The organism is Nonomuraea sp. NEAU-A123 (assembly GCF_018603905.1).
Taxonomy (GTDB): Bacteria; Actinomycetota; Actinomycetes; order Streptosporangiales; family Streptosporangiaceae; genus Nonomuraea.
Window position 1 is genome coordinate 571,021 of the sequence record NZ_JAHFZZ010000007.1, and the last position, 13,127, is coordinate 584,147.

At 67.9% G+C, this 13,127-nt stretch carries 9 protein-coding genes; 4 read left to right on the forward strand and 5 right to left on the reverse strand.

Translation table 11 applies throughout. The features are described from left to right. Positions 1 to 11 precede the first annotated feature (11 nt). Both KLK06_RS61585 and KLK06_RS24855 read right to left on the reverse strand, forming a co-directional pair. Complete coding sequence (locus KLK06_RS61585; RefSeq protein ID WP_214637959.1) at positions 12 to 4,892, reverse strand: RHS repeat domain-containing protein; 4,881 nt, start codon at positions 4,890 to 4,892, stop codon at positions 12 to 14. Positions 4,893 to 4,949: 57 nt separating this feature from the next. After that, positions 4,950 to 5,396 carry a hypothetical protein gene (locus KLK06_RS24855; RefSeq protein ID WP_214637960.1) on the reverse strand — a complete coding sequence of 149 codons (447 nt, stop codon included), beginning with the start codon at positions 5,394 to 5,396 and terminating at the stop codon, positions 4,950 to 4,952. 10 nt (positions 5,397 to 5,406) lie between these two features. Between KLK06_RS24855 and KLK06_RS24860 the strand changes: the two genes are divergently transcribed. Both KLK06_RS24860 and KLK06_RS24865 read left to right on the forward strand, forming a co-directional pair. Beyond that, complete coding sequence (locus tag KLK06_RS24860) at positions 5,407 to 5,892, forward strand: hypothetical protein (protein WP_214637961.1); 486 nt, start codon at positions 5,407 to 5,409, stop codon at positions 5,890 to 5,892. 303 nt (positions 5,893 to 6,195) lie between these two features. Continuing rightward, positions 6,196 to 7,620 carry a cellulase family glycosylhydrolase gene (locus tag KLK06_RS24865; RefSeq protein ID WP_214637962.1) on the forward strand — a complete coding sequence of 475 codons (1,425 nt, stop codon included), beginning with the start codon at positions 6,196 to 6,198 and terminating at the stop codon, positions 7,618 to 7,620. A 271-nt stretch (positions 7,621 to 7,891) separates the two neighbouring features. Here the strand turns inward: KLK06_RS24865 and KLK06_RS24870 are convergent, their stop codons facing one another. Continuing rightward, positions 7,892 to 9,091, reverse strand: coding sequence for a cysteine desulfurase-like protein (locus tag KLK06_RS24870; protein WP_214637963.1), 1,200 nt, complete (start codon positions 9,089 to 9,091; stop codon positions 7,892 to 7,894). 100 nt (positions 9,092 to 9,191) lie between these two features. On the opposite strand from KLK06_RS24870, the gene KLK06_RS24875 reads away from it, so the two are divergent. Beyond that, positions 9,192 to 10,157: a LysR family transcriptional regulator gene (locus KLK06_RS24875; protein ID WP_214637964.1), complete on the forward strand. Its 966-nt coding sequence runs from the start codon at positions 9,192 to 9,194 to the stop codon at positions 10,155 to 10,157. Here the strand turns inward: KLK06_RS24875 and KLK06_RS24880 are convergent. Continuing rightward, positions 10,154 to 11,302 (reverse strand): lipase family protein, encoded by a 1,149-nt coding sequence (locus KLK06_RS24880; RefSeq protein ID WP_214637965.1) that lies wholly within the window; start codon positions 11,300 to 11,302, stop codon positions 10,154 to 10,156. The two genes, KLK06_RS24875 and KLK06_RS24880, sit on opposite strands and share 4 nt — an antisense overlap. 211 nt (positions 11,303 to 11,513) lie before the next feature. Between KLK06_RS24880 and KLK06_RS24885 the strand changes: the two genes are divergently transcribed. Next, on the forward strand, positions 11,514 to 12,092 hold the full coding sequence (locus KLK06_RS24885) for a hypothetical protein (RefSeq protein WP_214637966.1): 579 nt from the start codon (positions 11,514 to 11,516) through the stop codon (positions 12,090 to 12,092). 42 nt (positions 12,093 to 12,134) lie between these two features. Here the strand turns inward: KLK06_RS24885 and KLK06_RS24890 are convergent, their stop codons facing one another. Continuing rightward, complete coding sequence (locus tag KLK06_RS24890) at positions 12,135 to 13,127, reverse strand: LysR family transcriptional regulator (protein WP_214637967.1); 993 nt, start codon at positions 13,125 to 13,127, stop codon at positions 12,135 to 12,137.

Consider the following 13,127-nt stretch of genomic DNA (forward strand, 5'->3'; position numbering starts at 1 on the left):
TGGGCTCCACACTACCACTTCCCAGTATAGTTTCCGTCTTTATCGAACGTATAGTGTACCTTCTTTCCGCCCGTAATGCTTTCTTCGGGTCGAGCCTGGCGGATTCTTCCGGATCCATCTATGGTTTCCTGCCAGGTCCGCTTTGCGCCCGTACTAGGATCCCATTCGCGGACAGTGCGGCGCCCGACCATTTCGCCTGGCTTGTTTGCGGGCTTTATTTCTCCATAGTATCTTACCCGCCCGTTATCCAGTTTTCGATATCCAGCTTTGCCGTACTTCTCCAGTTGACCAAGATGCTGCCTGAGGCGCTCAGCATTTGCAGCGCTGGACGGTCCATCTGCGGTTCGACCTCCTGGACGAGGACTACCACCCTTTGGCGCCTCTGCACGCCCCCGTGATGCCACTGCGACGATGGCTAGTTCAATAGTGCCTTCGCCTTCGCCTAGAAGGCCATCAGGTTCAGCTTTTCCACGTGAACACGGAGGCTCAGAGCAGCCATATTTCCGGAAATTCTTCTCGATTTGCGATTTCCGATAAGCATCCCTATCGAGATTCTTTTCCTTTGAAGACTGCCGCTTCCTAGCTGCACTTCTGGCGGCTTGTTCACGATCCTTCCGATCCTGATTGCTCCGATACTGCTGGTAGGCTCGCCGGTTCCTATTCTCCGTTTTTGTCCAAGTCTTTGATTTCTTTGCGCCGCTGGCCTTGTGAGTCTTGGAGAATGTCTTGTCGGATTTGGCGTTGCCGGTGTCGACGCGGCGGCCGTCGGGGTCGGATTGGTCGACGGGGTTGTTGGCGGCGTAGCTGTAGGGGTTGGCCCATTCGGGGGTCCGGAGGTCGAGTTCGGGGTCGGTGGAGATGAGTTTGGCGATGGCGGGGTCGTAGTAGCGGGCGCCGAGGTAGGTGAGGTCGGTGGAGGCGTCTTCGATCTTGCCGAGGAAGCCGCGGTCGGTGAAGGGCAGGTCGTCGGTGCCGCGGCGCTTGCCGAAGGGTGTGTAGCGTTCGCGGCTGACCGCGCCGGTGGCGTCGTTGACGGCCAGTTGGGTGCTGCCGTGCTGGCCGGCGAGCAGCCAGGTCACACCGCCGGCGTCACGCATGGCGATCTGGGATCCGTCGCTGGCGCTGTAGTAGCGCTTGCCGGCGACCAGACCGCCGGATAGACGCAGCTCCATCGGGCCTAGGTACAGGGTGGTGCTGCCGTCAGGGTCGCGGCGGATCAGCCGCTCGCCGTCGGCGTCGTAGACCATCGAGGTCTGCTTGCCGTCGATGGTGGCCTGTGCAAGCTGACCGAGCTGGTCGAAGTCGAAGGTGGCCTGCTTGCCGCCGACGGTGCGCGCCGATAACTGACCGGCCGCGTCGTAGGCATAGGTGTCGGTGCCTGCGGGGCGGGTGATGGCGGTGACGGCGTTGGGCCGGACGGCGGTGGAGCCGGGGGCGGGATAGGTGTAGGTGGCGGCCTGGCCGTTATCGGTCAGGCTGGTGATGTTGCCGACCTTGTCGTAGGAGTAGGCCTGGCTGTAGGGGTCGATGCCCTTGGCGTCGCCGGTGCCGGTACACGAACTCGCGGTGGTGGTGTAGGCCGTCTTCAGCCGGAGTAGGCCGTCGTAGGTGAAGCATTCGGACTGGCCGTCGGTGGTCCCGGGGATGGCCGAGGCGGCGTCCAGGACGCGAGTGATGTTGCCGCCGACGTTGTAGCTGTAGCGGTCGTCCTGGATGGTGTCGGGTGTGGTGGTGTCAGCCTTGGCCTGCGTGGAGACGCGGGAGAGCCAGTCGGTGACGGTGTCGCGTTCGAGAGCGCGTTTGATCTGACCGTTTGCGCCGAGCGAGCGGGTGGCGAGTTTGCCGGTGGGGGTGAAGGTGGTGTCCTTGACGTAGGTGAAGCCACCGGCCAGGTCGGAGGTCAGCCCTTGGGCGAAGCCGAGGTCGGTGTAGGCGAAGGTGAGCTTCTCCGCACCCAGGCCACCCGCGTCGGGCAGTCCCTGCTCGCGTAGATTCCCGGCGGCGTCGTAGGTAGAGGTGAAGGCGTAGTCGCGGCCAAGGTTGCCTTCACTGGCCGGGATGGTGAGCTTGGTGGCGGTAGGCCGGTAGTCACTGTCATACGACGTGACGGTCTGGGTGTAGGGCTGTCCTCCGGTGTAGCGGGTGGCGGCACTGGGCTGGCCCTTGGCGACGGTGTCGTAGCTCCACTCGGCGAGCTTGGTGCCGGTGGATACCTCCCCGGCCCATTGGATGGTGCGGCGGCCGAGGTCGTCGTAGCTGTTGGAGACCTTCTGGTTCTTGCCGTTGGTGCTGAACGTCAGCCTGCCGGCGAGGTCGTAGCCGTAGCTCGAGGCACCCGCGTCCGGGTCGGTGGCGGCGGTGCGGCGGCCCAGCCAGTCGAAGGTGAAGGTGCGGACGTTGCCGTTGGCGTCCGTCATCGAGGTGAGGTTGTCGTTCAGGTCGTAGCCGTAGCTGCTGTCCTGGTGGGTGCTGGCGTCGGCCCACTCCTCGACCTTCACCGCGCGGTCGAAGACGTCGGTGACGGTCGCGGTCTTGCCGCCGACCGGAGGTGTCACCTCGGTACGGTCCAGGCCGGGGTAGGCGGTGCTGGTGCGGCGCAGCTCGGCATCGAGGTGGTAGGCGATCGTGGCGACCGGCCGTTCCTGGTCGTCGTAAACGCTCTTGGTCCACTGCGGCAGGCTGGTCAGCGCGGGGTTGAGCAGCCCGCTGCCCGGCTGGCCGGTGTTGTGCACCGGCTCGGAGACCGCAGCGGTCAGGCCGCGCGCATCGTAGGTGGTGGCGGTGACGATCCGGCCGCCGGACGGCGAGTCGGTCTGCGCCTCGCGAGCCCGCCCCAAACCGTCCTCGTAGCTGATGGCACTGGTGTACTTCGTGCCGGTCAGCAGCTGCTTGACGGTCGTCTTGATCGGCGCGGTCGGCTGACCTAACCAGCCATCCCAAGCAATGTCATAGGCCACGGTCGCACTCGGGGTGCCGCCACTGCGCGGCTGGCCCGGCTTCCACAACGCGGTGGTACGGCCGAGCGCGTCATAGTCGATCTCGGTGGTCTTGGCGTTGGCGTCAGTGACCGCGACCGCATCGCCCAGGCGGTGCGAAAGCCGGGCGGTGACGGTGTGGCCGAGCGGGTTGGTGGTGGTGACGCCGGTGCTGGGCCAGCCAACGGGCGGAGTGTACGTAGTCGAGGTGGTCTTGTTGAGCGGGTCCACGCTGGTCAGCTGCCGACCGTACTCGTCGAAGGTGGCCTTGGTAGTGGAGATGGTGGAGGCGCCTGCGTAGGAGCGGACCTCGGTGAGGTTGCCGTCGCTGGGCTTGTTGGTCGCCGGGTCGGTGCCCAGGTCGTACAGGTTGATCGTCTTACCGATCAGCGCGCCCGCCGTGCAGTCGTCCCCGGACCGTTCCTCCACGACGGAGGGGAAGTTGACCAGCCACTGGCCGGTGTCGGCGTTGCGGGCATAGCTGGTGGCGGTGCACGTGTTGTCGGTGGTGACGCCGTCCTGGCCGTAGTCGTTGACCTTGATCGGCAGGCCGTCGGCGTTGTAGGCGGTCTTGGAGTCGGTGTAGCGCCAGGTTCCGCCCGTTATCTTCTCCCGCGCTCGCTCGCGGGTCTGTAACACCAGCGCGGGATCCATGGTGCCGGGCCCGTTGCCGGTGGTCTGGATCGTGTACTCCCACCGGGTCGAGTCGACCTCGGTGTAGGCGCGGGGGCTGAGCGCGGTCATCTTCCACGACTGCTCCTGCAGCACGTTGCCCTGCAGGATCGGCTTGTCCACGACGGTGCCGCCGTCGAAGTCGGTGACGGTTCCGCCGGTGCCGCGCAGGAAGTTGCGGGTGGTGACGGTGTAGGCCGACGGGTCGGTGCCGGAGCCGTCGATGGTGCGGACCTGGCTGTAGCCGCGCCAGTCCGAGGTCGGTGGCGCCTGGTCCGGCTCGGCGAACTGGATCGGCTTGGCCCAGAGCGGGCTGCCGATGAACTCGTACTGATGCACCATGTCGGGCGATGCGCCGACCATGTCGCGTTCGACGATCTTGACCGCGAGTTGCTTGAAGAAGCGCGACCAGCTCTCATAACCGGAGTCGGGATCGCCGTAGTCCACGTCGTAGCAGTCGCCGACCTTGTCGGTGAAATAGTTGGACCCGTCGCGGCCCTTGCCGCCACCGCACGCGTCGGCCTGGCCGTAGCTGACCTCGGTGCGGCCGCCCATGCCGTTGGCGATGGAGGCGATGCGCGGCACCATTCGCCATGACAGCAGGTCGGTCCAGTCCGACATCGAGTCGTAGTCCATCTTGCCGGCCAGCATCACCGCGTCGAAGTCCAGCGAGGGCAGCGTGATGGACGGGCTGGCGGCCTGGCCGGTCTGCTGCACCTTGTCCAGCCACAGCACTGGGTCATCGGCCGGGCCGAAGTCGGTGCGCTGGTAGATCCAGGTCTGTGTCAGGTCCAGCCGGTCCACCGGGTCCCAGCTTCCCGAGGTGGGGTTCAGTGATTCGGTCTGCACGGTGGTCAGCTTGCGGGTGGAGTAGAACGCGAGCGCGCTGTTGTTGCAGTTGGCTGCCTGTGCGCACTGCAGGTCGGTTGGCACGTCGACGCCGCCGCGATCGGCGGTGGTGAAGGTGGTACGCGCGGTCGGCACGCTCCCCGACACCTGGGTGTTGTGGCCCCACTGCACCTTGGCCAGCGCCCCGCCCCGGTCATAGGGCAGCACCCGATACAGCTCGTGCGCGCACGAGGGCAGGCAGAAGTAGTTGCTCTCCCGGGTGTAGGAGTAGTCGATCACGTTCTCGTTGCGGTCGATCTCCTGGTCCAGGTTCCACCGCCACACGCCGGTGCAGGTCGGCGGAATGTCGTTGGCCAGGTAGCGGTCGTAACACGGCTCGCCCGAGTCGTTGCCCACGTACGGCACCTGCCACTGGGCGTCCTTGGTGTAGCCGAACCGCCAGACCTGCCCCTCCTAGTTGGTGATCTTCCAGTACGGCTGGGCGTCGGCTCCCCCGGTGACCTGCTCGATCTTCCAGCCGAAGTCCGGAACCGTCTTCCACCCGCCCGCGGTGCGGTCCTTGACGATCTGCGCCGAACGGCCACCCGCCGACAGCACCAGCTCCGACTGCGAATTGTCGTTCGTGGAGGTGTCCTCGTCGGTCTGATCCGGCGACTCCCAGCACAACGCCTCCCCGCCGATCCCCCTCTCCTCGGCGGTCCAGATCAACTCCGCGGTGTTGTCGTCGTAGAAGTTGTCGACATAACAGCGCCGGTAACGCCGCTCGATGAACCCGGAACTCAGGTCCCAGCCCGCCCCCACCACACCGGACTGGTTGTTGCTCCACTGGCCCGCTGATCGGCAGGACTGGCAGGACGTCGGCCTTCCTGGTCCTGATCTGGTGTCGCTGAGCGACTGCATAGTGGACCTGGTGCCAGTAGATCCCAGTGGCTGGGACGACTGGTTCGCCAGCCCTCAGGAGGCTGAGATCGCACGCGATCAGGCGGGCAAGCCGGGCTTGCACGTGCTCGGGGTCGGATTCGCCACTGCCGATGTTCCCGGGCTGCTGGCCGATATCGCCGACGGCGGCTGGGACACATCGGCCGGGAGCCTCCCGGAACGGCTGGCCCGGCACGAGAAGTTCCCCTACCCCGGCAGCCAGCGGTTGGGGTTCGAGCTGGTCGGCTTCGACAGCGGGTGCTGGCACACCTGGACCTGCTTGGGAGGCCTCGTCGCCGACGTCCACCGGGCCACCGGTGTCCAGCTGGGACGCTGGGGGCTGATCCAGGACGAGCAGGACGCGCGCCGGGCCGCTCAATGGCTCACCGACTCAGGTCTCGGCGACCCCAAGGTATTTCTCTGGGCAGCCGCACTGCTCGCGGACGTCACACGAGCGAACCTCCAGACCGAGGAGTAGTGCAGCACCCGAGATCCACGATCTCGGCTTCCCGACCATTTCTGCCGCCTAGCGGGTGTGGAACTTTCATGGTCACGTGAGTCCCGGCGAGCCGCAGGGGCCGTCGTTCTCACCGTACTTTAGGCAGATTTGACCAGCTTGGCAGGCCGCTTAACGGTTAGAGGGGCTGGGCTGGGCTTTGTCGGCCTTGGCGGGGCGGTGTGGCAACAGCTGTACGGGTGCAGCGGCTCTGCGTACATTCTGGGTGCGTTTCAGGAGGCCCTGATCTGCCGACCGTTGCGAAGGTCAGCGAGGAGATTCGAGATGAGATCGAAGCCGTGGCTTGCCTCGGTCGGCGCGGCGTTCGTCGCCGTGGCCGTATCGTTGTGCGCCGTCATGTTCACCGCCATCCAGCCTGCGCATGCGGCTGTGGGGCTCCACATCAGCGGTACGAACATCGTCGAGGCCAACGGCCAGAAGCTCATCATGCGCGGGGTCAACCACCCCCATGTCTGGTACACGAACCAGACCAGTTCATTCGCCAACATCAAGGCGCTCGGGGCCAACACCGTGCGGGTGGTGCTGGGCAGCGGCAAGCGGTGGGGTCCGTCCACCGACGTCGCGAACGTGATCTCCCTGTGCAAGCAGAATCGGCTGATCTGTGTCCTGGAGGTGCACGACACCACCGGGTACGGAGAGGACGGCGCGGCCGCGACGCTGGACGAGGCGGTCAACTACTGGATCAGCCAGAAGAGCACACTCGTGGGCCAGGAGAGCTACGTCGTCATCAACATCGGCAACGAGCCGATCGGCAACACCAACGCCGGCCAGTGGACCAGCGCGACCACCGCCGCCATCCAGAAGATGCGCAGCAACGGCTTCGAGCACCTGCTCATGGTCGACGCCCCGAACTGGGGCCAGGACTGGCAGTACATCATGCGAGACAACGCCCAGACGATCCTGAACGCCGACAGCCAGCGGAACACGGTGCTGTCCATCCACATGTACGCCGTGTTCAACACCGCCACGGCGATCACCGACTACCTCAACCGGTTCCAGACCAACGGGTGGCCGCTGGTCATCGGCGAGTTCGGCTGGCGGTTCAGCGCCAGCGAGGTCGATCACGAAACATTGCTGTCCGAGGCGGTGTCCCGAGGGCTCGGCTACCTCGGCTGGTCCTGGAGCGGCAACACCGACCCGATCCTGGACATGGCGACCGGCTTCAACCCCAACCAGCTCACCACCTGGGGCCAGCGGATCTTCAACGGCGCCAACGGCATCAAGGCCACCGCCAAGGAGGCCACCATCTACGGCGGCCCCACCCCGACCGTCACCCCGACCGTCACCCCGACCGTCACCCCGACCGTCACCCCGACCGTCACCCCGACCGTCACCCCGACCGTCACCCCGACGATCACGCCCACGCCGTCAGGCTCGTGCCGCGTGGCGTACGTGATGAACACCTGGAACACCGGATTCACCGCCAACATCACGATCATCAACACCGGCAGCTCGGCGACCAGCGGCTGGCGGCTGGTGTTCAGCCTGCCCAGCGGCCAGACCATCACCAACGGCTGGAGCGCGTCGTACGCGCCGACCAGCGGCCAGGTCACCGCCACCAACGCCGCCTGGAACAGCAACCTCGCGCCGGGCGGCTCCACCACCATCGGCTTCCAGGCCACTCACACCGGCAACACCGCCGCCCCCACCTCTTTCACCCTCAACGGAGCCGCCTGCCAGGTGGCATGACCTGTCATCGATCCATGATGTGCCGCCCGCCGTCCGCGACCGGCGGGCGGCACGTCGTTCTGACCGCCGCTCATTCCGCCCATCCTGAACGCTTCGCCAGTTCGGCGGTCTCCTCCAGCCTTCGATCAGCTCACTGTCGAGGACCATGCCGACGGACCCGCGCCTGCGTAGGTGAGTGTCTGGGGCTCGGTATCGGCTCTGTGCGCGGTTGTGTCGACAGAGATCGTGCTGCGCAGGTCGTGTCGCTTACACGGTGGCGGAGTTCTTTGAGTCAGAGGAAAGCGGCGAGGCCATCGAGGAGCCGGTCCACGTCATCGGCGGTGTTGTACGGTGCCAGACCCACTCGCACGGCGGGGTCCTTGAGCTTCAGCGCGGTGAAGGGCTCGTGGGCGTAGAACGACCCGGCCACTGCCACCACGTCGCGCGCGGCCAAGCGTGCCTGGGCCTCGCGTGCGTCGCGGTCCTCGAGGGTCATGAGGAGCGTCGGGGTGCGGTCGGGGGCGTTCGAGTGCAGGGTGATCGCGTCGCCGAAGGCCCGCAGACCCTCCTGCAGTCTCGTCCGCAGCGACTGCTCGTGCTCATGCATGGAGCCCAGCGACCGCGTCAGCCGCTCCCTGCGCGAGGTCCCCGTACCCGGGTCCATAGCCGCCAGGAAGTCGACGGCGGCGGTGGCGCCCGCCAGGATCTCGTAGGGGAGCGTGCCGAACTCGAAACGCTCCGGCACGGTGTCAGGGGACGGCACGAGCTTGTCCGGGCGCAGGGTTTCGAGGAACTCGGGTGCTGCCGCTAGTACGCCGCAGTGCGGTCCCAGGAACTTGTACGGCGAGCAGACGAACAGATCGGCTCCGAGGGCGGGCACGTCCACGAGGTGGTGCGCGGCGTAGTGGACTCCGTCCACGTACACCAGGGCGCCGACTTCGTGGGCCCGGTCGGCGATCCGGCGGACGGGTGGCTTGGTGCCCAGCACGTTGGAGGCCGCCGTGACCGCGACCAGCCTGGTGCGCGGTGAGAGGGCCCGGTCGTACGAGTCGAGGTCCAGCTCCGTGGTGTCGGCGTCGATCTCGATCCAGCGGACCGTCACTCCGGCGCGCTCGGCCGCCTGGATCCAGGGACGGACGTTGGCGTCGTGGTCCAGACGGCTGAGGATGATCTCGTCGCCGGCTTTCCAGCCCTTGGCCAGGTGGTGTGAGAAGTCGTAGGTGAGCTGGGTGGCGCTGCGGCCGTGGACGATGCCGTTCGCGGGCATGTGGAGCAGGTCGGCGTAGGCGGCGCGGAAGTCCGCGACGGCGCGCTCGGCGTTGAGCTCGGACGGGCTGATGGTTCCCCGGTTGGACAGGGGGCCGGTCAGCGTCGCGGCGATGGCGTCCGCGACGGGGCGGGGGGTCTGCGTTCCGGCCGGCCCGTCGAAGTAGGCGAGGCCGGTCTCGAGGGAGGGGAAATGGGCCCGGAGGGCGGTGAGGTCGATGGCCATAGTTTCCACTTTCTGTCCGGGCGCGTCGGGGTGCCTTTACTCTGGCGTCGACCTCGCGACCACGTAAAGCGATGGATCTCGAAGAGAAAGTTCATAATCCATGAAGTCTCAGCCGGATCTGAAGCTCCTGGCCACCTTCCTGGCCGTGGTGCGCCAGGGCTCGATGGCCGAGGCCGCGGCGGCGCTCGGCTACGTGCCCTCGGCGGTGTCCCAGCACATCGCCGCACTGGAACGCGACATGGGCATCGAACTGATCGTCCGCCGCCCCGGTAGTCGGCTGATCCTCACCGCGGCCGGCCGGTCCCTCGCCCAGGCGACCGAGACGCTTTTCGATGCGACCGCGCGGTTCCAGGACACCGCCAACGGCATCGCGAACCGCGAGATCGCCGAACTGCGCGTCGGGACCTACCCCAGCGCCATGACCTACCTGCTCCCGGAGGTCCTGTCCACGCTCAGGGCTCGCCGCCCGGGTCCCCGGATCCGTCTCATCGTCGTGGAGACGGAGGAAGGGGTGCCGAGGGTGAAGTCGGGGGACATGGACCTGCTCGTCGCCTACCGCTACCTGCCAGAGGACCCACCGGCCCCGTCCGAGGCGTTGACGATCACCGTCCTGGGGCGCGAACCGCTGGTCCTGGTCACGGGTGCCGAGCCGGGGCGCCGACACCCGGTGGAGCTGGCCGAATGCCTGGAACGGGAGTGGGTCTCCGGCCACGCGCACAATCCCGACCGGCGTCTGCTGCTCCGCTGGGCCGGAGAGCTCGGGATCGCGCCCCAGGTGACACTGGAGACCGAGGACCTGCACAGCATGCTCGCCATGATCCGAGCCGGCCTGGCGGTGGGCCTGATCCCGGCCACGATCCTCGGCGCAGGACACGACGCCGGAATCGAGAGGGTCGTTCTACCACCCGGGGTCGCTCCGCTCCACCGGGAGATCCTCGCCGTCAGCAGACCCGGCGCCCGTCCCCCGATCGTCAACGAGCTGGTCACGCTCCTGGCCGGTGCCGTGGAAGGGGCACCGGGCCCGGCGCAGGATGGAGGGGTACGCGCCGAGCCCGGTGAGATCTAGCAGTTGCCGAGCGCCGGCAACCCGAGGACGCGAAGCCCGAGCCACTCGATGGCCAGCGGCCCACCCTCAACAGCCCCCGTCACATGACTGGGCGCTGGAAGTGACACCCACCGCACGTTGACCCCCGCCCGGCAGTACTCCGAACGCAACGTGGCCGAGATCGCCTGCGGAATGATCTCATCCCCCTGAGCGTGGTAGATGAACATCGGCACCCGCGGCGCGATCGCCCCGAGCCGGTTCTCATTGAGCCGAGCCAGCCACTTGGGCTGGTTCATCAGATCCACGGAACTCAGGTCGGAGAACCGAAGACCGGCCAGCTTGCCCTCCAGGTCGCCCACACAATCATCGGCGGCGTCCGCGAGCAGGGCGCGCCCCCGGTCGTTGAGGTCGGCTTGAATGTTGAGCTCCGGATAGGCGGCGTCCAAGCCGATCCCGGCCGCGGCGGCCAGGCCGAAATTGGCATCGCCGTCGAGGTGGGTCGCCACCGCGCGCAGGTCGGCGGGGACTCCGCCCGCGGCCACGCCCTTGAGCTTCAGCTCCGACGCGTACGACGGCTGGAGCTGGGCGGCCCAGGCGGCCGACGCGCCGCCCTGCGAGTAGCCCATCACCGCGACGGGCCCGCCGGTGGACAGGCCCGAGCCCGACACCCGCGTCGCGGCCCTGATCGAGTCCAGTACGGCGTGACCCTGCGAGATCCCGGCCATGTACGTGTGCACGCCGGGCGTGCCGAGGCCCTCGTAGTCGGTGATGGCCACCGCGAACCCCTTGAGCAGGAACAGACTGACCAGCGCGAGCTCGGCCTCACCGCCCTGACTCATACTGACCGAGGGCGCGCACTGGTCGCCGAGGCCGTGAGTGCCGGTCGCGTACCCGATGATCGGGCGCTTGCCCAGCGGGTAGCTCGCCTTGGGTACGAGCAGGGTGCCGGACACGGCGTTCAGCGAGCCGGTGGCGGAGGTCGAGCGGTAGAGCAGGTGCCAGGCGTTCACCGGGACTTCGAGCAGCTTGCCCGGCAGCAGGTAGACGGTGGTGGGCTGGGCGGTGACCACGTCCCCCGCCGCGGCCGCGTGGGCCGGCTGGGTCGCGACGAAGGACGCGATCAGTACGATGATCATGGACAGGCTGACGCGGACACGTAACCTCATGTGCCACCCCTCTCCGTGGGGTTCACTCATGGGAAGGCGGCGCCGCGAGCCGATCGTTACCCGTCGGTAACCCCATGTCAAGGCCCGAAATATCAGCGATCCCGAGCCGGTCTCAGACTGCCTCCCACGCCACATAACACTGGCCACCACCGCATCACCGGGCCGCCGGGAAACGGTGAACTCAACCGCGAGCGTCGGGCACCATGGACGGATGGACGCTGGTTCGGTGACCTTTCTGCGCGAACTCCTCGCCGAGACCGGCTGGGTGGAGCGCACCCGCGAGCTCGGCATGGCGCTGCGGACCACCCGCTCGCCCGGCGGCCTGCTGCTGGTGGGCACACCCGACGGCGAGCCGTGGCATCTCACCGCGCACCTCTCGGACGAGGCCCGGCTGTCCGACCTGCCGCAGCTCGCCCCCACGCTGGTCCGCTGGGCACCGCGCACGGACGGCCCGGCCCATCTGCGGGTCGGGCTCGACCGGATCCAGCAGGCGGGGCGGGGCGAGACGCTGTTCGTGGTGGCCGAGCAGGAGGCGCCCGAGCCGCTGCTCGAACGGGTCGATGACGCCCGCCGTACGGGGGCGACGATCTTGGCGTTGGAGGGGGGCGACACGGCGCTGAAGGGGCTGGCGCACGACGCGATCGCCGTGCCGCGGCTCGGGCCGATCACCTTCGACGGCGCCCAGCACCTGGTCAGCATGGCCGCGGGCGAGCTGCCGCAACGTCCGGGGCTGCGCGAGCGCCTGGCCCGCCTGTTGGAGAGGGTGAACGGCCCACAGGTCGCCGACTGACGACGGCCGGGCCGCTACGTGCCAAGCGGCCAGGCCGGGTCGCTACGAGTCGAGCGGCCGGGCGGTGGTCTGGGGATGGCCGACGGGATGGCCGACGGGGTGACCGATGAGGTGGCCGACCAGGTTGGCGTCGAGCGCGGCGGTGGCGTCCTCGATCGCGCCGATCACGACCGCCTGCACCGGATCCGGCTCTCCCGATCTCGTACGGCTGACCCGCGTGACGGCATCCAACCGCCGCGACCCCACGTCCCGCACTTCGCTCACCCGCACCTCCCCCTCCGGCACGTCGAGCAGGGCGAGCGACGGCACGATCGCCACCCCGTACCCGGCCGTCACCAGCGCCAGCGTGGGATCGAACTCGGTGATGACGTGCACCTTGCGCGGCTCGAACCCATGCAGCCCGGCGAGCCGGTCGAGCGCCTGGCCGCAGGCCTGCTCGGGTTCGCTCGCCACCCACGGCAGCTCCGCCAGGTCGGCGACCGTACGCGGTTCGGGCCAGCCGGGCGGCACCACGATGCGGTACTCGTCCACGTAGAGGGCACGGGTGGCCAGCGACGGCTGCGCCAGCACCGGCAGGCTCATGTCCTGCTCGGTGATCAGCACGTCCACGGCCCCCAGCCGCAACTCCTGCAGCGCGGGCGGCCCGTACACCTCGTGGATGACTGGGATGATCTTGGGGTGGCGGGCGGCGAGGTCGCGCATGGCGGGCAGCAGCAGGTGCTTGATCGCCGTCGGGAAGGCGGCGATCCGCACCGGTCCGGCCAGCCGTTCGGTGAAGCGGGTGAGCTCACGCCGGGCCTCGGCCAGCTCGTCCTCGACGCGTTCGGCGTATCCGGCGAGCACCCGGCCCGCCGGGGTGAGCGAGACGCGGCGCTGCGAGCGGTCGATGAGGGCGAGGCCCACCTCGCGTTCGAGCTGGGCGAGCTGCTGGGAGACGGCCGACGGCGTCAGGAACAGGGCTTCGGCCGCGCGCATGACGCCGCCGCGACGGGCGACCTCATGCAGGACACGCAGCCGGCGGGGGTCGATGTCCAT